Genomic DNA, 22266 nt, shown 5'->3' on the forward strand with positions numbered 1-22266 from the left:
TGAGCGTCTCGTGGGCTCGGGCCGGGGGGGCGGCAGGGCCGGTTCCGGCCACGCCCAGGCGGCGGCGCGGCGCTGCACGCGCAGGGCCACCAGCTCACGGCGCTCCAGCGCCTGCACCAGCCGGTCTCGCACGCGGGCGTCCTGCCGGGCGCGGTCCAGCGAGCTGGCGTTCCACGGAAGGATGCCACCCAAGGCCTCGTACATCTCCAGCAGGGGCCTGCGGGCGGAGGTCAGCCAATGGTCGAGCTGCCAGGTGATGTGCTCGGCCGGGACGCGCTCCCGCTCGTCGAGGGCTGTCACGGCTCGCATGACGAGCAGTTCGTATTCTTCGGCTCCAGAGCGGAGCCGCCAGGGGCCAGGGAAGCCGATTCCAGGGACGGACATGACGACCTTGTCGGGGCTTCAGGGAAAGGGCCGCGTCCAGGACGCGGAATGGACGCAGAGTGTACCCGGGGCCGGGTGAAGCTGCATCCCGGCCTGCACGAAATCTGCACGAACATTCCTTGGCAGCCGCACAAGGGGGCCATCACCGTTGCACGGGGGGCGCAGATCCTGCGCCCATGAACGCACCTCCTCCGCTGCCTCCCCGTCCGCCGCGCGCGCCCGAAGGCGCCCTTCGCCGGGCCCTGCGCTGGCTCGTGGCCCACCACGTCTTCGGCAGTCTGGTCATCGTCGTCTTCGCCACGGCCGTCATCGCCGGGCAGGTGGCGGACCGGACGGACTTCGCCAACTCGGAGCTGGCCGCCGGGGTGGAGGACCGCTGGGGCGCGCCCGTCATCCAGCCCGCGCCGTCCCTGCGCTACGTGCACAGCGGCACCATCTTCACCGAGCTGAAGCCGCTGCCCTTCGACCGCCAGCACGTCGAGGTGCAGGCGAAGATGAACTACCGTAAGCGCGGGCTGCGCTACTTCTCCGGCTTCGATTTCACCCTCAACGCCGACTACGCGGTGGTCAACCGCGAGAGCACCGACATCGACGTGGCGTTCATCTTCCCCATGGAGATGGACAAGTCGCAGGTGCTGCTGTCGGAGCTCCAGTTCCTGGTCGACGGCACGGAGTCCAGCCTGGACCTGGGCGAGTCCGGCAACCGGCTGGTGTGGACGGGCCGCATCGCCAAGGGCGCCACGTCCCGCTTCACCATCCGCTACCGCGCCCGGGGGCTGAACTCATTCGTGTACCGCTTGGATCCAGCGCTGCCCGCGCGGGACGTGCGCGTCCACGTCGCCGTCGAAGGAGGGGAGAACTACGACTACCCGTCGGGTGTGCTGGCCGCGTCGTCGGTGAACACCACGGCCGACGCGGTGACGCTGGATTGGGCCTTCCAGTCGCTGGAGTCGGGAGTGAACCTGGGCGTCATCCTCCCGTCGGAGAAAACGTTCGACGCGCTGGTGGGCACGATGGCGACCCGGGCCTGGGTGCCCTTCCTGGGGCTGCTCGCGCTGCTCGCGGCCCTGGGGTTGCGCCACCGCCGTTCGCTCGCGCTCCACGAGACGTACCTGCTGGCGTCCGTGTACGGCTTCTTCTTCGTGCTGCTGGCGTACCTGGCGGCCTTCATGAACTTCTACGCCGCCTACGCCGTCTGCGCGGTGGGCCTGGGCGCGGCGGTGGTGGTGTACGTCCGCTGGCTCTTCCCGAAGGAGCGGACGTCCGTGCTCGCGGCGCTGTGGGGCGCCACGCTGGTGGTCCCCACCGGCGCCGTCATCCTCCAGGGCTACACCGGCCTCATCTACACGCTGGAGATCCTCGCCGCGCTGCTGGGGCTGATGGTGCTCTCCACCCGCGCTGGTGTGCGGGCCTTCCTCTCCGACTTGTCCCTGCCAGGTGAGCCTCCGCGCGCCGCCGTGGCTCCCGCTGCCTCCACCCCTGTCACCCCGGAAGCGAGCTGATTCCGCCATGTGGACCGTACCGCTCTTCGTTGGACTCCTGCTGACCACGGCCGATGGCTCGGCCGCCAAGACTCCCTCCGGCACCGCCACCGTGCCGCTTCAGGAGCTGATTCCCCTCTACGCGCAGCGCCAGACGGCTCCCGCTGAAGCACCTCCGATGGAGGCACTGGTGAAGAGCCAGCTCAAGGGCCGGCTCACGGCGGATGCCCTCTTCGTGGACGGACACTTCGACGTGGAGGTGCTCGCGGACGGACGCTGGACGCAGGTGCGCCTGCTCCAACTCGACGCGGACACGTACCCGGCCACGTTGCCCTCGTTGGAGGAAGGCACCGTGGGCGTCGTCGACGGGTACCTCTGCCTGCTCACGCGGAAGGCCGGGCGCTACGTCTTCGACGTGGGCGTCTCCATCCGCTCGCCCGGAGCGGGGCCGGAGCGCCGGGCCCAACTGCGCTTCGGGCCCCACGCGTCCCCGGTGCCGCTGGCGCTGGAGGCGGACACGTCTGTCTTCACGCTCACCGAGCCGCTGGCTTCGATGGGAGGCGAGTCTCACGCCGTCTATCCCGTGCAAGGCATGCTGCGCGTCGGCTGGCGCGCGGCGGTGGCTCGGGTGGCACAAAGCCAGAAGCAGCAGGTGCGCCCGCCGCTCGAGCCGCGCATCACCGAGGCCACCGCGTCCTGGGTGTCCACGCTGGAAGGCAGAGCCACGCTGCGCGTCAGCTATGCGCTGAGCCTGGACCGCGAGCAGCCGCTGGAACTGGTGCTGCCGGAAGGACACCGGCTGGAGCGCGTCACCCTGAATGCCATTCCCGTCCCCGTGGAGTCGGAGAACGGCCCCCTGGCATTGAAGGTCGCTCCGGCGCGGCTGGGAGAGACGGGCGGGACGCTGGAGGTGGTGCTGTCGCGAGAGCTGGGCGTGTTCCACCTCTCCGGCCGGTTGAAGCTGGCGTTGCCGCGAGTCTCCTGGCCGGTGGCGGAGCTCCGCGCACGCGCGCACTTCCCCGCGGTGTTCAACTATCGGCGCGAGGGCGGCAGCCTGGAGCAGTACGAGTCGACGGAATCCGTGGCCGCGGGGGCGTCGGGCCTGCCCGGGAAGGCGCTGCACTTCCGCCAGTTCCTGGTGGCCGCGTCCTCGCCCACGCTGGAGCTGGGCTACTCCGTGGACATCTCCGACAGCTACTTCCGTTGAAGCCGGGGCACGGGCGCCACCACCGCGAAGGTGGTGCCCGTGTCGGAAGGAAGCAGCTCCAACCTCGCGTGGAAGGCGCGCAGCATGGACTGGGCAATCGTCAGCCCCAGGCCCGTGCCGCCGCGCTCGCGGGCAGTGGTGAAGAAGGCGTCGAAGATGCGCGCACGGTTGGACTCGGAGATGCCCTTGCCGCGGTCCTTCACCACCACGCGCACCAGGTCCGCCTCCGGGGCCTGCTCCACCGACAGGTCCACGCGGACGGTGTCGCCACCGTGCTGGCGGGCATTGGTGACGAGCTGCCACAGCACATCGTCGAGCACTTCCTGCGGGAGGCTCACCTTCAGGCCCGCGGGTGGTGCCGTCACATGGATGGCCGTGGCACCGTCGGCGCGGGCGCGGAGGGCGAGCCCCTCCAACAGCGGGCCCAGCTCCACCTGCGCGGGCGTGGCCGTCATGGAGTCCGCCCGGGCCAGCTCCAGCAGGCGCTGCACCAGTCGGGTGAGCCTGCGGGCATCCGCGTCCACGTTGGCGAGGAATCGCGCGCGTTGCTCGGGGGACATCGCGTCGGCGCTGTCGCGCAGCAGCTCCACCGCGCCTTGGATGGAGGCCAGCGGCGTCTTGAACTCGTGCGACACGTTGGCCGCGAAGGAACGGATGTACTGGTTCCTGTCTCGCAACGCGGTGGCCATGCCGGCCAGGGATTCGGAGAGCTCGGCCAGCTCGGCCACCACGGGGCGCGCCATGGGCTCGAAGCCCGAAGGGTCGCTCATGGCGATGGCGCGCGTCTGCTTCACCAGCGCGCGCACCGGCCGGCCCACCAGCGCCGCGGCGGCCAGGGACATCAGCGCCACCGCGCCGAGCAACACGAAGCCAGTGGCGGTGAGGTTCCACCGGTCCGCGTACGTCGCCTTGGCGAACGTCATGGGCGTGCGCGTCAGCACCACCGCGCCCCAGACGCGATCGCCTTCCAGCACGGGCAACGCCACCGTGACGCGGATGCCGGTGTCGCGGCTGAGCGACGCCAGCGGGGTGTCCTCGGGATCGGCGACGCGGCGGCGCAGCACGCTGACGGGCTCGCCGCGCAGGGCCCGCTGGACCTCTGTGCGGTCCGCCAGCGTCGTCCACAGCAGGGCGGAGCTGCTGCTGGCCACGACCACGCCCTCGGTGTCTACCACGCGGATGCCGGCCAGCGTCGCCGCACGCACCTGTTCGAGCAGCGGCGTCAGTTGCAGTCCAGCCGCGTGTGACAGCGGCTCCGCGGGAACACGTGAAGGCCGAGGCGTGTCGCCCGGCGGCAGGGATGCATCCGAGGCCCTGAGCGACGGGAGGATGGGGCGCAGGCGCGTGTCGTCGGGAATGGGGAAGGGCCAGGGAGCGGTGCGCTCGCGGCCGTAGGCGCCCTCTGGCACGGTGGCGCGCAGCCGCTCGCGGAAGACCTCCGCGACCACCGCGCCCTGGGCAATCAGCTCCGACTCCGTCTGGCGGATGAGCTGGTTGTCGTAGACGCGCACGAAGGCGAGCCCCGCCAGCGTGAGGGCGAACCCCGCCACGCCCACGGCGGCGAACACCAGCCACAAGCGCGGGCGCGCGCGGCGCTCAGGGGAGGGCGAGCCGATAGCCAAGGCCATGCACCGTCTCGATGACGTCTCCGCCCGCGCTCGCGAACTTCTGCCGGACCCGGCGCACGTGGCTGTCGATGGTCCGGTCGCTGACCACGACATCGTCGTAGACGCGGTTCATCAGCTCATCCCGGGTGAAGACCTTGCCGGGGACTCGGAGCAGCGTGGCCAGGAGCTGGAACTCCGTCACCGTGAGCACCACTTCCGTGTCCTGCCACCACGCGCGCCAGCGCTCCGCATCCATGCGCAGCGGCCCTCGGGACTGCATCCGCGCCGCGGGCGCTTCGACCTCCGGGGCCGGCGCGGGCCGTGCGCGCCGGAGCACCGCCTTCACGCGCGCCACGAGCTCGCGCGGGCTGAAGGGCTTGGTGAGGTAGTCGTCGCCGCCCAGCTCCAGGCCCAGGATGCGGTCGACCTCGTCATCCCGCGAGGAGAGGAAGACGATGGGCAGCTCGTGCTTGCGCCGGACCTCACGGCACACGGCGAGCCCGTCCAGCTCCGGCATCATGATGTCCAGGACGATGAGCGCTGGGAGGCCGCGGTCGACCTGCGTCAGGGCGGCGCGGCCATCGGCGGCCTCATCCACCCGGAAGCCTCCCTGCTCCAGCGCGAAGCGGACGATTTCCCTCAGGTGAGGATCATCGTCGACGACCAGGACTGTGGGACGTTCGGCCACGGCTGCTCGGGAGGGGAGGGTTGCGACGACTGCCGCACTCTACACCCGCCCGGGCCAGGGAGACGGCCGGGGCGCAACCCCGGCCGTGACTACCACTACCGGCGTGAGCGCCGGCGGGGCCGCGGAATCGCAACCGCCGCGGCGAGTAGGAGAATCACTGGAATGAACACGAGCATCGTCTGCGCCGTCACCTTCGCCCCCATCAAGGAAGTGCCGCTACTATGGCGGGCAGGTCTGACGTTGCGCTCGCGGCAATCCTGAAAACAGGATTTGACGGGACGGTGACAGCGCCCGGCGTCAGATCAGCTCGCGGGTGATGACCTCGGAGCGTTCCTGGTCGTTCCAGGTGACCTTCCGGGTCTCCCGGCCGTTGAAGTAGATGGCCTCCCGGTCGTTGATGAGCTTCCGGATGGTGATGCGGGCGACGGACTGCTGTTCGTCCACGCCGTGGGTCAGCTCGTAACGGGCGACGTCATGGGGGAGCTCGCCCAGGTGGAGGCGGACATCGCCCAGCATGTCCACGTAGTCCGCCAGCGCCTGCATCTGCCCCAGCGCGCGCCGCATCACCGTGCCCGTGCGCTTGCTGAGCACCCGGTCCCAGAAGAGGTAGCCCGCGCCCAGCGTGGCCGTGCTGGTGAAGAACATGAAGAAGGTGAGCGCTGGATCCAGGTACCGGTTCTGGGTGAGGCCCTGGTGCTTCGAGGCTTCCACCAGGATGTCCTTCATGGCCTCCACGGCCGTGCGGTGGGCCAGCTGCATCCACTCCCGCGCATCCCGCTCCGCGCCCAGCAGCAGCCAGCAGAGGCCCAAGTGCAGGGCGATGAACGACAGCCGCGCCTTGTCGCGCTCGGTGCCCATGGCTTCCGTGAAGCAGCTCCGCGCGGACTTCAGCCGCTCCAACTGTTCGTCGCGGGTGGCCTGAGGGGCGCGCACGGCCTCCAGGTGGAGCCGCCCGGCATGAAAGGGACCTTCCTGCAGCGGCCGGACGTCGCGACGCAACCCGCGAAGGAGGGTGAGCTGTGCTTCGTGAAGGCCGAGGAGTGTCTCCAGCAGCGCGACCGCGGCGGGAGCCTGATGCCTGCCGCCCCCGTGCGGTGGAATCGCCAGGACGAGATCATCCCACTTGGCCATGTGCGGACTCCGTGTGGCTGGGCGATGCAAGACGCGCGGCAAGCCCCCTCACGGATCAGTCTGCCACAACCTCCACGCCATCGAAGAATGTGGGCCGCAGTTCATGCGGGAGCGGCATTCTTCAATACGATGGAGCGGCTGGCGTTCAAGCTCGGTAGAAAAAGCCAGTCACTCTCTCGAAATGGCGTGAGTCTGTTTCTACTCCCCCGTACCGAGTACCGCGTGTGGCTCAGCCCTGGCCAGGTGGTGGCGCCATGTACATGCGGAAGCGCGTCACCGGCCGGTAGCCCATGCGGGTGTAGACGGGCTCGCCTGCGCTCGTGGCGTGGAGGACGGTGCGCTCGGTGCCCCAGTCCTGATGGGCCTTGGCCAGCGCGTGTCGCATCACGGCCTCGGCGGCACCTTGCCGGCGGTGTTGCGGCTGGGTCGCGACCAGGGCGACGTAGGCGGCGGCATCCACGCGCAGCACCACCGTGCTGGCCGCGGCCTCTTCGTCGCGGCACGCCACGAAGCCCTGGCAGTCCGGGGTGTAGAGCGTGTCCTCGTCGAAGGCTTCACGGCCGAAGTGGCGGGGGACGTCGTAGACGTTGGCGTTGATGTCGGCCACGGCCTGCCGGCCCCAGGTATCCGTGACGGGACGCACGGCGAACGGATGCCGTGGGTGAATGGAGGGCGCCAGCCGGTCCGCCACCATGCCGGTGACGTCCATCTCGGACTTGAGCCCGTACCAGGCGAGGATGGATGGCGCGTTGTCGCGCACGGAGGGCGCCAGCCAGTCGTCGCAGATGACGAAGCTCCAGCCATGTTTGCCGGCGGAGAAGTAGCGCGCCGCGGAGGCCGCCGAGGCCGCCAGCGCTTGTTCCGTTTCGACGGGCGCGCGCAGGAAGGCGGAGTTCATCATCGACCAGGCGACGTGGCAGGCGGTGATGTAGACCTCGGGTCGCTCCACCACTTCACCCGACTTGCTGCCCAGGGCGAACAGCCTCCAGGCTCCACGAAACTGCGCGTTGGACTCGTCTATCTCGACGCGTGAGGGGGCGGGCATCGCGGCTCCTGGGGGGGGAAGGGAATCGGCGAGCATACCCGACCTCGGGAGCGCTCATCGCGCCACTGCCCGGCAGTCGCGGGTGGCGGTGGACGCGGGGCGCGTCTACGTTGAGCGCATGACGCATGTGGTTTCCGAGACGTGGACGCTGCCCTGGCGGGGCCTGGGGTTGAGCAGCAATCTGAGCGTGGCGGACGTGCCGCAGCCCTACCGCTTGCTGGATGAGTCACCGGGCCTCTTCGACTACGTGGAGTACAGCGCGCCGCTCTCCTTGGAAGAGTCGAAGGCGCACGCCTCGCTGTTCCCGGAGATGTGGCGCCGTCGCCAGGACGTCCCGGTGCTCTTCCATCCCGTCCACCTCAACCTCTGGGGCCCCGCGCTGGAGCCCGTCCAGGCCTTGAGGGATTTGGACGCCCACGCGCGCGCGGTGGAGAGCCCCTGGGTGGGCAACGACGTGGGCTGGTGGCACGTGGATGGGCAGCCCTTCCCGGGCTACCTCTACTTCACGCCGCCCTTCAACGAAGCGGGCCTGGAGGCGTGCGTGTCCCACGCGCTCCATGTCCAGCAACACCTGTCCGTGCCGCTCGCGCTGGAGAACCCCGCGGTGCTCGCGCGGCGCGGGCAGTGGCATGTGCTCGACTTCATGGCGAAGCTGCACGCGCGCACCGGGGCGCCGCTGCTGCTCGACCTGGGGCACCTGCTCAGCCATCAACTCTCCGCCGGCCTGCCGCTGCAGACGGGGCTGGACGGCTTTCCGCTCGACCAGGTCATCGAGCTGCACATCGCCGGAGGCGTGGTGACGCACCGGGGGCCGCGCAGCTTCTACGTGGATGACCACACGCAGCCGGTGCGCGAGGAGCTGTTCGACCTGCTGGCCTCGTTGATTCCGCGCTGCCCAGCGCTGCGCGCCGTCACCTTCGAGGGGGATGGCCACCCGCCCGAGGTCGCCCGGATGTCCTTGCGCCGCCTGCGCCAGTGGGTGCCCGCGGGAGCGCGCCCGCCGCTGACGTGGCGCGTCCCGGCGGCTGTCGCGGCCGTGCCTCCACTCACGGAGGACAGCCAGCCCTGGGCCTTGTTCGACGCCGGTTACGCCGCTGCGCCCGCGGCCTCCGTGGAGGACGAAGCGGGCACGCTGGCGGACCAGGACTTCCGCCTGGCCGTGGTCGCGGAGGTCCTGGACCGCGATTGGCCACTCACCCGGTTGTTGCTCGCGGGCACGCGGGAGGGGCTGGCGGCCTTCACCGGCTCGAAGGAGTACCGGAAGCTCTTCGACTCCGTGGCGCGGACGCCCGGTCAGTCCTTCGCGTCCTGGGCCATGCGCCGCCTGCGCGAGTCACCGGATGAGGGGGCATCGGCGGCGCTGACGCTGGAGATGCTGCTGCCGTCGCTGTTCACGCGGCGGGTGCCCGCGCCCGCGCCGGGGCAGGTGGGGTTGATGGAGGACGTGCGGGTCGGGTCGCTTCCCGTGGACCTGTCCGAGCTGGTCCATTCCGCCCGAGCCGTGCGCCGGCACCTCACGGCCCGTGCGTGGGCGTGTGGCACGTTGGAGCTGTCCGGCCTGGATTCGCTGAACCAGGTGGCGCGCCGGCCGGGCCCGGGGCCCTGGTCCTTCGTCGCTCGGCGCAGGGCAGGAGGACCGGAGGTGATGTCAGTGCCCCCGGCCTTGGGGGAATTCCTGGGAATGCTCGCTGTGCGGCCCATGGTCGAGGCGGAGGTCGCCCCTGGGTTGTTGGAGGCGGCGAGGGCGCGAGGGCTGATCCGCCAGGGATAGCGGGAAGAATTGTCCGGGATTGGACCGAACCCTTGCGCTGGTCGTCCTGGTAAGATACGTCGCGCCCACATGGCGTCCCCCCTCGTCGTCGGAATCGCGGGCGGCACCGCGTCCGGCAAGACCACCGTTGCCCGCAAGGTACGCGAGGCATTGGCCGATTGCCGCGTGGCCTTCATCGATCAGGATTCATACTACCGGGACTTGAAGGACCTTCCGCTGGCGGACAGGCGTGAGGTGAACTTCGACCACCCGGATGCCTTCGACAGAGAGCTGCTGGTTCAGCACCTGCAAGCGCTGAAGTCCGGGCAGCCCATCCAGAAGCCCGTCTACGACTTCGTCACTTCGTCGCGTACGCCGCAGACGAAGAAAGTGGACCCCGGCGACATCATCCTCATCGAGGGCATCCTGGTGCTCCACATGAAGGAGGTCCGGGATGAGATGGACGTGAAGATCTACGTCGACGCGGACGACGACCTTCGCATCCTCCGGCGCCTCACCCGCGACATCAAGGACCGTGGCCGCGACTTCGACCACGTGGTGAGCCAGTACCTGCGCCACGTGCGGCCCATGCACATGGGCTTCGTGGAGCCGTCCAAGCACTTCGCGGACATCATCATCCCGCACGGCGGCAACAACGAGATTGCCATCGGCATGCTGGTGGGCGCGCTTCGCGGCAAGCTCTCTGGCGCCGTGAATCGGGACTAGTCAGCACCGCCGCAGGAAGTCGCTCAGCGGGGCATGGAGCCGCTCCGCGTCCTGGAGCAGTGCTGCGTGGTCCCCGGGCCCCGGCAGCTCGAGGAAACGGGCGCTCACGCCCGCGGCGCTCAGCAGGTGGTAGGTGTCACGCACCCGGTTCACCGGGGCCATGGCATCCGACGTCCCCGTCACCAGGAGCACCCGCGCACGGATTCGCGAGAAGCCGTCCGACACGTCGCTGCCCGCATACGCCGAGCACAGCGACGCCCAGGACACCGCGTCGAAGGCGTCCGCGAAGGCATCCGCTTCCGCCTCCAGCGCGGCGCGGGCCGCTTCGGGGGCCGGGTACACGGAGGCCAGGAACTCACGCCCGCAGAGCAGCTTCAGGAAGTCCAGGCGCAGCTTGCGCATCGTCTTTCGCGGCGGCGCATCCAGCGCGTAGAGGCCGTCCCGGTAGTCCGGGTCCGCGCGCAGCACCTGCCAGGACAGGCCCAGCTTCTCGCGCACGCCTTCGGGCAGCGCGCGCGCCGCGCCGATGGCCACCACGCCCTCGGCCAGGTCGGGGAACAGTGACGCCAGTCGCAGCGCCACATGGGCGCCCAGGCCCACGCCCACCAGCGCGCGCACCTTCGTCAGTCCCCGCGCGCGCAGCGTGGCCGACACGGCGCGAGCCATGTCCTGCACCGTGAGCGGCGGCAGCTCGAGCCCCCAGCGTTCACCTGACGCGGGATTCACCGTCGCGGGCGACGTGCTGCCGAAAGGGCTGCCGAGCAACCCGGGAGAGAAGACGGGGGTAATGGCGGGATCCAACGCGAGGTTCGTCCCCACCAGGGCGCGTCCCCAGCCGGAGGGCTGGTATGCCGAGTCCTCAGGCGGGCCCAACGCGAGGTGCGAATGCGCGAGGTCGTGCAGCAACACCACCGCTTTGCCGTCTGATGGTTCTCCATAGGCCGCCCACGCCACCTGGGGATTGCCCAGCAGCTCTCCTTCCTCCAAGGGAAGGGGCGTGGTGAACAGGTGGGTCCCGGTGGCCTGGATCACGTTGGGGATTTTTCATATCACTGCCGGGACAAAGGCACAGGAGACTGCCGCGTGAAGCGCTACTTCGGAGTCATCGTCATCGTCGCGGGTGTGCTGCTGGCCGCCGTCATGAGCTATCGCAGCGCGAGCGGTCGCGCGCTGGAGGCTCAGCGGGATGCGGATCAGCAACGGATTCAAGCGGAGTACCTCGAACGCGTGGGCTGGATGCGCGCCAACCCGGACGAGGCCAGCTACCGTGATGAGTTGAAGCCCTTCTTCAAGAACTACTTCGAGCAGGTGGATGCGCACCTGACGCGTTTCAAGGGGAACACGAAGTTCGACGACTACCTCCTGGAGCTGGAGAAGCGCGAGGAGAGTGGCGCGAAGGATGACCGCGCCAAGGACCGCAAGGCCTTCTACGAGTACACGCGCAAGACGTTCGACAGCCTGCGCGAGGGCCGTTACCGCCCGGTGTGGTCGGCCACGGACAAGGGCATGCGCCTGGACATCATCTCCTCCGACGTGGTGATGGTGCTGGGCAAGCCGCAGATCCGCCTGCAGTTGGCGGTGTGGGGCGCGCAGCGCGTGCTCAAGGATGACGGCAAGGTGCTGAAGATGGTTACCAGCGCAACGTTCGACACGGTGTGGAAGCTCACGGACGCGAAGGGGAAGCTGCTGGGCGAGATGCGCGGCGCCGACCCGTCCATGAAGATTGACCACCCGGAGCGCTTCGTCCGGGCGTTCCCCCCGCAGATGATGCTGGGCCATTACGACCTGGACCTGCTCCCGAACGAGGTGGCGAAGGTGGAGATGACCATCAACCTCTCCTCCAGCGCGGCGTCGGGCGGCACCGCGGCGTCCACCTACGTGTGGAAGCTGGACGTGCCGTCGGAATGGAAGCTCGGCGCTGGCGAGACCTGGGAGGGCGCCACCCAGGAAGAGCGGCCCGAGGAGGAGATCGACCCGTCGAAGGCCGCGGCCAACTAGGCCTTCGCGGGGGTTACTCCACCACCGTGAAGTGAGAGCCGAGCCGGTACGCGGACAGCGTGCCGGCGTCGTCCAGGAAGTAGAGGTTGAGGCGCACGTCGGCCTGGAGCGCGACGAGCCCGACGCCGGCCTGGACCTCCGCGAGCACCTGCCCGCCGCGGGGGTCCACGGCGCGGACGCGCTCCCCCGGCACCAGCGTGATGTCGCGCGCGGTATGGGCGGGGAGCGCGCTGATGAGCGGCTCGCCCGCGGCGCCCACGCGCCAGTCCACCGTGCCGGATGCGGCCACCCGGGTGGCGGCGCCCGAGGCGCTCGTCACCACGACCGCGCGGGGGAGGGACGCCAACGCAAAGGGGCCAGGGCCCAGGTTGAGCGGGCGCTCCCAGAGGCGCCGGCCCTTCGTGTCCAGGCAGAGCAGCATGCCTTCGCGCTCGCGCTCTCCGGCGATGAACACCCGTGAGCCCACGGGCAACGGCGCGGACAGGTGGGACAGGTCCGGCTCATACGTCCACACGGATTCGCCGGTGTGCGCGTCCGCGAGCAGCACGGCCCAGTGCGAGCCGCGGCCCAGCATGGCCAGGAATCGCCGGCCCCAGGCCACCGGGGGCCCGTGGAACGGCATGGGCGCGCGCATGCGGTAGCGCACCTGTCCATCCTCCAGGTCGAGCCCATAGAGGTAGCCCGAGTCCGTGCCCACCAGCGCGCGGTGTCCCTGGGTGGCCAGCCAGCTGCGCTGGGTGCGCGGCGGCGCCAGGCGCCAGACCTCGCGGCCCGTGGCCTCCGCGAAGGCCACGACGGTGCGGTCCTCGGACAAGGTGAGCAGCAGGCCGTCCTTGCGCAGCAGCAGCGGGCCCAGCGGGATTCCGTCGTGGTCATGCAGCCAGCGCGCGCCACCGCCCCGGCCCGTGAAGCCGTAGACGCGCGCGATGTCCGCCGCCACCGCGTGGCCATCCGCCGACGCGGCCACACCCAGCGCCGCGGCGCGCCTCCACAGCAGTTCTCCGTCCTTTCGGGAGAACGCGGAGGCCAGGTGCGGCGCGCAGTACACCGGTCCGTGCCGGCCAAGCAGCAGCCGCGATTCCTCCGCGTCCGGCAGACCGCGCTTCTCCCACAGCTTCGCGAAGCGCAGCCGGCGCAAGCGGCCGGGGACCTTCAACGGCCGTGACGTGCCCTGGCCCGTGGCCCGGGCCTTCTTCTCGCGGGCCGCGCCCTTGGCCTCGGGGGGCTGCACGGGGCCTCGCAGGTGCGAAAGGCCCTCGCGGCAGCGCTCCGCCAGCTCCATTCGGTACGGGTTGGCCACCAGCGCGTGGTCCGCTTCCGCGAAGGCCGCGGCCAGGGACTCGCCCAGGTGGAAGAGGGCGGCGGCGAGCACGGTGCCCGTGAGCGGGAAGGGCGTCCCGGTGCGTCCCGCCTTCGCCTGGCCCGTCTTCAGGTCGACCAGGAGCGAAGGCTTCGCGCCCGCGGGGGCCAGTTCGAAGCGGCTTTCGCCCAGCTCCACCGCGCGCGCCAGCTCCACCGCCAGTCGCGACAGCTCCAGCGCCGTCAGGAACGGCGGGCTGGGGACGCGCCAGGCCTCGGGCTTGCCGGGCAGCGACAGCCAGACCTCGCCCGCTGCCAGCAGGGGCGCAAGCAGTCCGGCCGTTCCTCGCGCGGCGCCACGGCTCATGGGAGCTCCGGCATCCCTGAGTTCGAAGCCGAAGCCTGGGACTTCCGTGGGCTCCACGCGCCGGGTGACGGGCCGGGCCGGCGCCTCGTCAGGTGGACGGGCGGGCCGGTTCAGGCCTTTCAGCGGCTCCTTGAGGGCCTGCCCCACGGTGGTGGCGAGCGCCTTGGGCCCAGCCCGGGTGACGTCGGCGAGGAATCGCTCGCCTGCCTCCCGGACCGCCTCCACCAGTTCCTCCAACTCCACCCGGACGGGCGGGCGCATCAGCCGGGCAGGGCGGGAGAGGTTGGCCACCAGCAGCTCCACCTCCGGCCCCATGCGGCGGAGCACCAGCTCCAGGTGGGCCTCGGGCAGGGAGACCTGGGCCAGTTTCTGACGTCCACCCGCGAGCTCCGCAACTGAGCGCACCAGGGAGGGGACGACTTCTGCTAGAGACTCCTCCACGGCCCCGGACAGAAGGTCCACCCCGTCCAATTCCAGTGCGATGGAATCGAGCGGGGAAGCCGCGGGTTCGCGTTTCCAGCGCTGTCCGATGCGTATGCGGGTCATCTTGCGTTCGTTGACAAGCCAGTTTAGCGATGGCTAGCATCCGCCGCCTATACGGACCTACATTTTTGTAACCGTTCGGAATTCCTGGGGAATACTCGATGACATTCTACGAGGCCGCGCTCCGCATCCTGGAGAGCGAAGGTCGTCCCCTCCACTTCCTTGAAATTACCGAGAAGTCCATCCAGCAGAGCCTGCTCTCCCACGTGGGCAAGACGCCTGAGGTGACGATGCTGTCGCGCCTCGCAGCCATGGCGCGCCGCACGCGGGATCGCAAGGTACTTGTGACGGCGAAGGATACCTTCGCGCTGGTTGACTGGTCGATTCCCGAGGACGTCGAGGCACTGGCTCAAACCGGCGTGGTGGAGCCGCATCCTGAAGAAGAACTGCCGCCGCTGCGTCCGCCGGAGCGTCACCCGGAGCCGCGCACGGACAACGTGCGGGTCGCGGGCCGTGGCAGCGACCGCAAGCGCCGCCGCGACGAGGACGAGGAGCGTGGCGGTCGCCGCAAGCGCTTCCCGCCGCTGCCCGAGGTGGTGTTCGAGATTCTCAGCGAGTCGGACATCGGGCTGCGCACCGAGCAGATCATCGAGCACGCCCGGGTCAAGGAGCTGTGCGCCGAGGACACCACGGTGGAGGCGGTGCTCACCGCGCTGCTGGAGGACAACCAGCGTCGCATCGACGCGGGCCGCCGGCCGCAGTACGCCTTCAACAAGGACTCTGGAGAGGTGTCGCTGGAGCGCGCTGGCGCCCCGAGCGAGGCCCCGCCGCTGGAGCTCCAGGCCGCGTTCGCGCAGGCGCTGGGCATTCCGCTGGAGGCGGGCCGTCCGGTGCTGGGCAAGCCGGCTGCCGCGGGCGAGGCCCCTGCGGATGCCGCGCTGGTGTCCACGCTGCGCGCCGCGCTCAAGGACGCGCGCCGCTCCGTGGCGCGTGGGCTGCGCAAGCGCCTGGGCGAGCTGGACGTCGGTACGTTCGAGAAGTCCGTCGTGAAGATGATGCACGGCCTGGGCTTCCGCGAGCTGAAGGTTGCCAAGCGGTCCAAGGAAGGGCCCTTGCTCACGGCGCGCAAGCGCGAGGGCAGCGTGGAGCTGCGCTACGCGGTGCGCATGCTGAAGGGCACCCCTGGCATCGACCGCAAGTCGGTGCAGGAGCTGCGGCGTGACCTGGGCCATTACTCGGCGCAGGTGGGCCTGTTGGTGAGCGCGGGTGACGTGCGCGGTGATGCGCGCACCGAGGCGCAGGCCAATGGTTCGCTGGTGATGCTCTGGTGCGGTGACGCGCTGGGCGAGAAGTTCCTGGAAGCGGAGACGGCCGTCTCCGTCACGCAGGTCGCGCTGTACGAGGTCGACGAGAAGTTCTTCGAGGCCGCGAAGCTGGACGCCGAGGAGGCCCAGAAGCGCCGCGAGGAGCGTCAGCGCGAGAAGCAGGCACGGGAGGGCGAGGAGCCCACCGAGGCCGCGGCGCCGACGGAGCGCGAGCGTCCGCGTGAGAAGCGCCGCCGTGAGCGTGAGTCGCGCGAGGCCCGTGAGGCTCGTGAAGCCGAGGCCACCGCGGGGGCTTCCACGGAGGAGGCTTCGGCTGCTCCCGCCGGGGATGCGCATGAAGCCGCTCCAGTTCCGGCCGCGCCGGTTCTGCAGGGCCGCGAGGACGATGAGGAGGGCGACGACGAGGACGGGGAGGATGAGGACCTCGAGGCCGCCAGCGCTTTCGTGGGTGGTGCGCGTCCCGATGGAACTCCCGCGGAGGCCGGTGCCGAAGGGGCACAGGGTGACCGCAAGCGCCGCCGCCGTCGTCGCCGGGGCCGTCGCGGCCGTGGGAGCCGCGCGGGTGAGGCCGGTGCCACCGGAGCTCCTGGTGAGGCGGGGGCTTCTGGAGAGGCCGCTGCCGCGGGTGAGGCGGGCGCTTCGGTTGCGGGTGAGGCGGGTGCCTTGGTTGCTGTGGCTGTTGGTGCCGCCGCTGACGAGGCCGGAGCCTCGGCTGCGGGCGCTGGCGGAGATACGGTTGCTGGGGACGTCGCTGGAGAGGCGACTTCTGTCGGTGCCACAGGCGTATCGACTGCCGGAGCCGGTGCGACGGGTGTCGAGTCTCCTGCTGCCAACGGCGCAGGCGAGGCACCTCCCGTCTCCGAGTCGGTCGAAGCAAGCGCTGACAGTGGCGAGGGCTCGGTTGCTGCCCCAGGTGCCGTGTCGGGCGAAGCGATTGCCTCGGCGGGTGATGGTGCCGGTTCCGGGGCAGTCTCCGGCGAAGCGGCATCCGCGTCCGTGGGCGTCGCCACGCAGGCAGACGTGTCCGGGACTGTTCCTTCCGAGGAGACGTCATCGGCTGCTCTGACTTCGGGGCAGACGCAGGCGGGCGTGCCGGACGGCTCGGCGGGCGAAGTGGTCCCTGGTGCCGCGACGACGACGTCTTCTGGATTCGTGGAGGGCGCGCAGGTCAGCGAGCCTGCTTCCTCTCCCACCGACGGTGAGCCGCCCGCTGACTCGTCCGTGCCCCCCAAGGGGCCGTCCGGGGAGCGCGATAGCTGACGCGGCACTCCAGGAGGTGAGGGATTGGTCGGCGCCGTCGCTCTCCAGGTGTTACCCTGGGGAGCGATGAAGCCGGTCCTGTTGCTCGCCTCCTGCGTCGTCCTGATGCTCGGTGCCTGCCGGTGGCAGTCGCCGCGCTACCCGGTGGCGCCGGTGGAACTCTCTGGGGCCACCCTGCGGGACAACGCCCTGCTGGGCCTGGATCCCGAGGGCGTGGCCACGCTCTTCACCGCCGCCCTGAAAGACTCCGGCCGTTTCGAGCAGAAAGGCGCGGAGGCGCCTCGTGAGGAGCGGCCCTGGCGCATGACGCTGGACGTGCCCTTCACCCGCGAAGTGCTGAAGGACGGTGATCCGCGCAGCTTCGCCGAAGTGGGTGCCAACCTGGTCCTGGAGCGCTTCGGTGGGAGTCTGCCCCAGCGCTACGAACTGGTCGGGCTCGGAGAGGCGCCCGTCGAGGAGGACTCGCCCGCGGGACGGCAGATGGCCATGCGCACGGCGCTGACCAACGTGCTGCGCCAGGTGACCGAGTCCGCCGTCATGCAGTTGACGGCGCTGGACCGCTCCGATGAAGCGCTGGTGTTGGACCTCAAGGCCACGGACTCGCGGGTGCGGGAGTTCAGCCTGCGCACGCTGGCGGAACGGCAGCACCCGGCGGCCGCGCCGCTGCTCATCGACCGGCTCAAGGAAGCGACCGACGCAGAGACGGTGCGCAGGACGATGGGCTCGCTCGTGGAGATGAAGGCGCGAGTCGCCGTGCCCGTGCTCATCGACCTGGCGCGTGGCCGTGACCTGGGCTTCGTGCAGGAGATTGTCTTCGCGGTGGGCGAAATCGGTGGCCCGGAGGCGGAGGCCTATCTCTACACGATGGCGCAGGGGCACGATGCGCCCGCCGTCCAGGCCGCCGCGCAACAGGCGCTGGACACGCTCTACGCATCACGTAAGCACTCACCTGCGGAGGCGCGTGGCCCCGGCCGCGCGGACTGACATCGACATGAAGCGTTCATTCGGCATGGGCGGGGCCGCGGTGCTGGCGGCCTTGGTGCTGGGCACGGGCTGTTCCAAGAACGTCGACGCGGCTGCGGGCGCGAGCGCCAGCACCGATGACGTGTCCGAGTACTACCCGCTCGCGGTGGGCAACAGCTGGACCTACCGGATCAACGGCCGCGACGACAAACAAGTCACCGTGGAGATTCTCAAGGAAGAGGCCGGCGTCTTCCATGACAGCCAGGGCGGTCAGCTCTCGCTGGACGGCTACGGCTTGAGAGATCCCAAGCGCTACCTGCTGCGCGGTCCGGTGAGGACCGGGCACTCGTGGACGAACGTGGTGTCCGTGTCCTCCACGGAGCGCTACCACATCGTCCAGGCGGGAGACTCCTGTGAGACGCCCGCGGGCACCTTCCCGCGCTGTGTCCAGGTGGAGGGCCGCAACCGGGTGGACGCCAAGGCCACGCTGGTGAACACGATGACGTTCGCGCCTGGCGTCGGCATGGTGCGCATCGAAATGGCCGTGGAGACCAACGGCCAGCTGATGCCGCAGACCTCCCTGGAGCTGACGGCCTGGCAGCTTCGGGACGGCGCGGCGCCGCCTTCGGGCTGATACGGTGGAGACTCTCCACGAGGTGCCGCTGTGGCCGCCAATGCGAACGAGCAGACCCAGGAAGAGCTCATCCTGAGCTTCCTGTCGGAAAGCGGGGGCGATTACACCTCCGGTGAGGCGCTCTCCAGCAAGCTGGGCCTGTCGCGCACGGCGGTGTGGAAGCACGTGGAGGCCCTGCGCGCGAAGGGGTACCGCATCGAGGCGGTGTCCGCGCGAGGCTACCGGCTGGTGGCGGTGCCGGACCGGCTCACCTCGCTCGAGGTGGGCCCGCTGCTGGACACCCGCGACCTGGGCCGCACCATCCACCATCACGAATCGCTGCCTTCCACCAACGAGAAGGCCTTCCGCCTGGCCCAGGACGGCGCCAGGCACGGTGAGGTCGTGGTGGCCGAGCAGCAGACCGCGGGCAAGGGGCGCCGGGGCCGCACTTGGGTGTCTCCGCCGGGCCTCAATCTCTACTTCTCCGCCATCCTCCGTCCCGGCCTGCCGCCCCAGCGCGCGCCGGAGCTGACGTTGGTGGCGGCCGTGGCGCTGGCGGAGTCGCTGCGCGACGCGGGCGTGGAGGCCGCCATCAAGTGGCCCAACGACGTCCACATCGACGGCCTCAAGGTCGCGGGAATCCTCACCGAGCTGTCCGCCGAACCCGAGCGCGTGCACTTCGTCATCGTGGGCGTGGGGGTCAATCTCAACTCCCAGGTCGAACACTTTCCGGAGGAGCTGCGGGCCACCGCCACGTCGTTGTCGCTGGCCCTGGGGCAGCCGGTACACCGGGCTCGCTTCGCTGCGTCGCTCTGGACGCGGCTGGAGGAGTGGTTGGACCTCTACCTGGACACGGGCTTCGACGCGGTGCGTGCCCGCTGGAAGGCGCTGTCCTCCACTCTGGGGCAGGACGTGCTGGTGCGCACCGACCGGCACGAGCTGCGGGGGCGGGCCGAGGACATCGACCCATCCGGGGCGCTGCTGGTCCGGACGGCGGAGGGCTCGCTCGAACGTGTGTTGGCGGGCGACGTGGAGCAGCTGCGCCCACGGCGGTAGAGTGCGCGGTGTCATGCTCCTGGCCATCGACGTCGGCAACACCAATACCGTGCTCGGAGTGTTCGAGGGCCGGCGCCTGCTCGACCACTGGCGCGTAGAGACCAGCACGCGCCGCACCTCGGATGAGTACGGCATCCTGGTCCGGCAGCTCTTCACCCATCGCGGCATCGACCCGATGAAGGTGACCGCGGTCGTCGTCTCCAGCGTGGTGCCGCCGCTCCAGTCCAACCTGGAGAAGATGAGCGAGCGGTACTTCCGCGTCCGTCCCATGTTCATCGGGCCCGGCGTGAAGACGGGCATGCCCATCCTCTACGACAACCCCCGGGAGGTGGGCGCGGACCGCATCGTCAACGCGGTGTCCGCCTACGAGAGACACCACGCCGGCGTGTTGGTCGTGGACTTCGGCACCGCGACGACGTTCGACGCGGTGTCGCCGAAGGGGGAGTACCTGGGGGGCTGCATCTGCCCCGGCATCAACATCTCCATGGAGGCGCTGTTCCAGAATGCCTCCAAGTTGCCGCGCGTGGAGTTCGCGCGGCCGCCGCATGTCATCGGGCGCAACACCGTGCACTCCATGCAGGCCGGGCTCGTCTACGGCTACGTGGGCATGGTGGACGGCATCTGCGCCCGCATGCAGGCCGAACTGGGCTTTCCGGTGAAGGTCGTCGCCACCGGAGGGCTCGCGTCGCTGGTGGCCAGCGAGTCCAAGGCCATCCACCAGGTGGATGAGTTCCTCACGCTCGAGGGCCTGCGCATCATCTACGGAAGGAATCACGCGTCATGACCACTGCCGCTCCCAACGCCGTCCCGGCGCCGCCTCCGGGCTGTCCCTTCGATGCGGAGTTCCTGCCGCCCAACCTGCGCAAGCACGTGGACCCCGCGGCGCCGGTGCCGCTGCGGATGATGGCGGCGAAGTCGCTCGTTCCGCTCAGCCCCTCCGACATGGTGGGCGCGCTCTACATGCTCACGTTCGACCCGGACGCGAACGTGCGCGAGACGGCCGCGAAGACGGCCGCGGGGCTGCCGGACAGGATTCTGGGCTCCGCGCTGCGTGACGAAGAGGTACAGCCGCAGGTGCTCGGCTTCCTCCTGGGGCTCGTGAAGGGCAACGAGGCCTACGCGGAGATGCTGGTCCTCAACGCCAGCACGCCGGACGATGCGGTGGCGGACGTGGCGAAGGACTGCAGCCCGAAGCTGGCGGAGATCATCGGGCAGAACCAGCTCCGTCTGCTGCGCCACGAGGACATCCTCCGCAACCTCTGCGCCAACGCGAGCGCGCCGGTGTCGCTCGTCGACAACGTCTGCGACTTCGCGGTGCGCAGCGGGCTGACGCTGATGGACGTGCCGCAGATGAAGGCCGCGCGCGTGCGCGTCTTCGGCCCCGAGGCCGCGGAGGCGCCCCCGCCGCAGGGCCCCACCGCGGAGGAGGTGCTCCAGGAGTTCCAGGAGGCCGCGGACGAGTCCGCCGCGCCCATGGAGGAGGGCAAGCGCCTGACGCTGGCCCAGCGTGTCATGCGCATGTCCATCGCGGAGAAGATCAAGCTGGCCACGCTGGGCAACAAGGAAGCCCGCACCGCGCTCATCCGCGAGACGAACAAGCTGGTGGCGGTGGCCGTCATCCGCAGCCCGCGCATCACCGACGGTGAGGTGCTTTCGTGCGCCGCCAACCGCGCGATGATGGATGACGTGCTGCGCGTCATCTACAGCAACCGCGAGTGGACGAAGAACCACAAGGTGAAGATGGCGCTGGTGAAGAACCCCAAGGTCCCGCTCACCGTCACCATGAAGTTCCTCAACTCGTTCCGCGACGCCGAGCTGAAGGACCTCAGCCGCGACAAGAACGTGCCCGCGGCCGTGCAGGGTTTCGCGAAGAAGCTGCACGAGAAGAAGACGGCCCCGAAGAAGCAGGGGTAGGGGCTGGCAGTGCCCCGGGCACGGGTGGCCCGGGGAGCGCGGCCCGTGCGACTAGGCCGCGGCTTCGCTGGCGTCGTCCGCCACCGAGGACGCGGGCTCGTCCAGGAGCTGCTGCGCGATGACGAGCGCCTTCTTCGTCTTCTCGCGCAGCTTCTCCTCGCTCTTGATGCGCGCGTAGAGGCGCGTCACGCGCTCCTCGTTGCGGGCCGTGGCGGCCTCCAGCTCGGCGATGCGGCCGCGCAGTTCGTCGGCCTCCGCGCTGGCGCGGCTGCTCTGCTCGGACAGCTCCACCTGGGCCTGGCCCACCTGGACGCGCAGGTCCTCGGCCTCATGCTGCGCGGCCTGGACGTCCGCCTCCAGCTGCCCCGCGCGAGCGCGCAGCTCCTCCAGCTCCGCGGCGTAGGCATGCGCCTGGGCCTGGTGCTGGTCCAGCTCCGTCTGCAGCGCGGTGAGCTGCGCGGACGCGCCCCGGGCCTCTTCCTTGGCGGCGGCCAACTGCTGGTCCACGCGCCTGCGGTCCGTGGCGAGCGACTCCGCCCGGGCGCTCAGCGTCTTGAGCTGGGCGTCGCGCTGGGCGAGCTCGGACTCGGCGGTGCTGGCCTTCTGCTCCAGCTCCAGGCTCTCGTCCTTGAGCTCGATGATTTCCTGGTCCTTTTGATTCAGCTCCGTCTTGAGGCGGAGGATCTCCTTGTCCTTCTTGTTGGCCGCGTCGCGGAGGGCGAAGGTGTCCTTGTCGTTCTTCCCCGAGGACGCCCGGGCCGTCTCCAGCTCCGTGGCCTGGCTCTCCAACTGCGCCTCCAGGTCACGCACGCGCTCCTCGGCGTGGGACGCCGCGCCACGCGAGTCGTCGAGCTCGGCCTGCAGTTCGGCCACCTTCGCGCGCAGGCTGCGCAGCTCCGCGGCGTCGGCCGCGGGCGCCACCGCGACGGGCGGCGGGGCAGGGCGGGCCGGCGCGGAGGGACGGGGCAC

General features: G+C 70.1%; 17 protein-coding genes and 2 pseudogenes. 11 read left to right on the forward strand and 8 right to left on the reverse strand.

Translation table 11 applies throughout. From position 1 onward, the window contains the following. A pseudogene (locus FMQ63_RS33165) lies at window positions 1–309 on the reverse strand (hypothetical protein); the annotation flags it as partial. Between the two features lie 251 nt (window positions 310–560). Here FMQ63_RS33165 and FMQ63_RS33170 point away from each other — a divergent pair. Both FMQ63_RS33170 and FMQ63_RS33175 read left to right on the forward strand, forming a co-directional pair. Then, window positions 561–1886, forward strand: a complete 1326-nt coding sequence (locus tag FMQ63_RS33170; protein WP_011554170.1) for a hypothetical protein — start codon at window positions 561–563, stop codon at window positions 1884–1886. Between the two features lie 7 nt (window positions 1887–1893). After that, entirely contained in the window at window positions 1894–3072 is a 1179-nt protein-coding gene (locus FMQ63_RS33175) for a hypothetical protein (protein WP_020478843.1), read from the forward strand. On the opposite strand, the gene FMQ63_RS33180 is transcribed toward FMQ63_RS33175, so the two are convergent. The 4 genes from FMQ63_RS33180 to FMQ63_RS33195 all read right to left on the reverse strand — a co-directional run bounded on the left by FMQ63_RS33180 (window position 3060) and on the right by FMQ63_RS33195 (window position 7579). After that, entirely contained in the window at window positions 3060–4700 is a 1641-nt protein-coding gene (locus FMQ63_RS33180; protein ID WP_020478842.1) for a HAMP domain-containing sensor histidine kinase, read from the reverse strand. The two genes, FMQ63_RS33175 and FMQ63_RS33180, sit on opposite strands and share 13 nt — an antisense overlap. Continuing rightward, window positions 4669–5367, reverse strand: a complete 699-nt coding sequence (locus tag FMQ63_RS33185) for a response regulator transcription factor (protein WP_011554167.1) — start codon at window positions 5365–5367, stop codon at window positions 4669–4671. Before FMQ63_RS33185 ends, FMQ63_RS33180 begins: the two co-directional genes overlap by 32 nt. A 297-nt stretch (window positions 5368–5664) precedes the next feature. After that, window positions 5665–6498: a hypothetical protein gene (locus FMQ63_RS33190; RefSeq protein WP_225909308.1), complete on the reverse strand. Its 834-nt coding sequence runs from the start codon at window positions 6496–6498 to the stop codon at window positions 5665–5667. Between the two features lie 229 nt (window positions 6499–6727). Next, window positions 6728–7579: a GNAT family N-acetyltransferase gene (locus FMQ63_RS33195; RefSeq protein ID WP_011554164.1), complete on the reverse strand. Its 852-nt coding sequence runs from the start codon at window positions 7577–7579 to the stop codon at window positions 6728–6730. An 82-nt stretch (window positions 7580–7661) separates the two neighbouring features. Here FMQ63_RS33195 and FMQ63_RS33200 point away from each other — a divergent pair, with 82 nt between their 5' ends. Both FMQ63_RS33200 and udk read left to right on the forward strand, forming a co-directional pair. Beyond that, window positions 7662–9314, forward strand: coding sequence for a DUF692 family multinuclear iron-containing protein (locus FMQ63_RS33200; protein WP_216608824.1), 1653 nt, complete (start codon window positions 7662–7664; stop codon window positions 9312–9314). Window positions 9315–9383: 69 nt separating this feature from the next. Then, window positions 9384–10019: a uridine kinase gene (gene udk, locus FMQ63_RS33205; RefSeq protein ID WP_011554162.1), complete on the forward strand. Its 636-nt coding sequence runs from the start codon at window positions 9384–9386 to the stop codon at window positions 10017–10019. On the opposite strand, the gene FMQ63_RS33210 is transcribed toward udk, so the two are convergent. After that, complete coding sequence (locus FMQ63_RS33210; RefSeq protein ID WP_011554161.1) at window positions 10020–11051, reverse strand: alpha/beta fold hydrolase; 1032 nt, start codon at window positions 11049–11051, stop codon at window positions 10020–10022. A gap of 51 nt (window positions 11052–11102) precedes the next feature. Here FMQ63_RS33210 and FMQ63_RS33215 point away from each other — a divergent pair, with 51 nt between their 5' ends. Further along, window positions 11103–12017 carry a hypothetical protein gene (locus tag FMQ63_RS33215; RefSeq protein WP_026113898.1) on the forward strand — a complete coding sequence of 305 codons (915 nt, stop codon included), beginning with the start codon at window positions 11103–11105 and terminating at the stop codon, window positions 12015–12017. Window positions 12018–12030: 13 nt separating this feature from the next. Here FMQ63_RS33215 and FMQ63_RS33220 read toward each other — a convergent pair whose 3' ends face one another. Then, a complete protein-coding gene (locus FMQ63_RS33220; RefSeq protein ID WP_020478841.1) occupies window positions 12031–14088 on the reverse strand; it encodes a PQQ-binding-like beta-propeller repeat protein in 2058 nt (685 codons plus the stop codon). A gap of 239 nt (window positions 14089–14327) precedes the next feature. On the opposite strand from FMQ63_RS33220, the gene FMQ63_RS33225 reads away from it, so the two are divergent. The 6 genes from FMQ63_RS33225 to FMQ63_RS33250 all read left to right on the forward strand — a co-directional run bounded on the left by FMQ63_RS33225 (window position 14328) and on the right by FMQ63_RS33250 (window position 21297). Beyond that, a complete protein-coding gene (locus FMQ63_RS33225) occupies window positions 14328–16751 on the forward strand; it encodes an HTH domain-containing protein (RefSeq protein WP_011554158.1) in 2424 nt (807 codons plus the stop codon). A 66-nt stretch (window positions 16752–16817) separates the two neighbouring features. Beyond that, entirely contained in the window at window positions 16818–17735 is a 918-nt protein-coding gene (locus tag FMQ63_RS33230; protein ID WP_011554157.1) for a HEAT repeat domain-containing protein, read from the forward strand. Then, window positions 17713–18348: a hypothetical protein gene (locus FMQ63_RS33235; RefSeq protein ID WP_011554156.1), complete on the forward strand. Its 636-nt coding sequence runs from the start codon at window positions 17713–17715 to the stop codon at window positions 18346–18348. The genes FMQ63_RS33230 and FMQ63_RS33235 overlap by 23 nt, the downstream gene beginning before the upstream one ends. Before the next feature lie 30 nt (window positions 18349–18378). Further along, window positions 18379–19383: a biotin--[acetyl-CoA-carboxylase] ligase gene (locus tag FMQ63_RS33240; RefSeq protein ID WP_011554155.1), complete on the forward strand. Its 1005-nt coding sequence runs from the start codon at window positions 18379–18381 to the stop codon at window positions 19381–19383. A gap of 13 nt (window positions 19384–19396) precedes the next feature. Further along, window positions 19397–20167, forward strand: a complete 771-nt coding sequence (locus FMQ63_RS33245; RefSeq protein ID WP_011554154.1) for a type III pantothenate kinase — start codon at window positions 19397–19399, stop codon at window positions 20165–20167. After that, window positions 20164–21297 (forward strand): hypothetical protein, encoded by a 1134-nt coding sequence (locus FMQ63_RS33250; protein WP_011554153.1) that lies wholly within the window; start codon window positions 20164–20166, stop codon window positions 21295–21297. Before FMQ63_RS33245 ends, FMQ63_RS33250 begins: the two co-directional genes overlap by 4 nt. 51 nt (window positions 21298–21348) lie before the next feature. Here the strand turns inward: FMQ63_RS33250 and FMQ63_RS33255 are convergent. Further along, window positions 21349–22266, reverse strand: a pseudogene (locus FMQ63_RS33255) (hypothetical protein); the annotation flags it as partial.

This window comes from Myxococcus sp. CA005 (assembly GCF_006518205.1).
In the GTDB taxonomy this organism is placed as follows: Bacteria; Myxococcota; Myxococcia; order Myxococcales; family Myxococcaceae; genus Myxococcus; species Myxococcus xanthus.

What these genes read in the sequence shown, in the direction of transcription:
- FMQ63_RS33175 (WP_020478843.1), top strand. Translation starts at nt 1,894, where the DNA reads ATGTGGACCGTACCGCTCTTCGTTGGACTCCTGCTGACCACGGCCGAT.
- FMQ63_RS33245 (WP_011554154.1), top strand. Translation starts at nt 19,397, where the DNA reads ATGCTCCTGGCCATCGACGTCGGCAACACCAATACCGTGCTCGGAGTG.
- FMQ63_RS33200 (WP_216608824.1), top strand. Translation starts at nt 7,662, where the DNA reads ATGACGCATGTGGTTTCCGAGACGTGGACGCTGCCCTGGCGGGGCCTG.
- FMQ63_RS33230 (WP_011554157.1), top strand. Translation starts at nt 16,818, where the DNA reads ATGAAGCCGGTCCTGTTGCTCGCCTCCTGCGTCGTCCTGATGCTCGGT.
- FMQ63_RS33250 (WP_011554153.1), top strand. Translation starts at nt 20,164, where the DNA reads ATGACCACTGCCGCTCCCAACGCCGTCCCGGCGCCGCCTCCGGGCTGT.
- FMQ63_RS33170 (WP_011554170.1), top strand. Translation starts at nt 561, where the DNA reads ATGAACGCACCTCCTCCGCTGCCTCCCCGTCCGCCGCGCGCGCCCGAA.
- FMQ63_RS33225 (WP_011554158.1), top strand. Translation starts at nt 14,328, where the DNA reads ATGACATTCTACGAGGCCGCGCTCCGCATCCTGGAGAGCGAAGGTCGT.
- FMQ63_RS33190 (WP_225909308.1), bottom strand. Translation starts at nt 6,498, where the DNA reads ATGGCCAAGTGGGATGATCTCGTCCTGGCGATTCCACCGCACGGGGGC.
- FMQ63_RS33195 (WP_011554164.1), bottom strand. Translation starts at nt 7,579, where the DNA reads ATGCTCGCCGATTCCCTTCCCCCCCCAGGAGCCGCGATGCCCGCCCCC.
- udk (WP_011554162.1), top strand. Translation starts at nt 9,384, where the DNA reads ATGGCGTCCCCCCTCGTCGTCGGAATCGCGGGCGGCACCGCGTCCGGC.
- FMQ63_RS33180 (WP_020478842.1), bottom strand. Translation starts at nt 4,700, where the DNA reads ATGGCCTTGGCTATCGGCTCGCCCTCCCCTGAGCGCCGCGCGCGCCCG.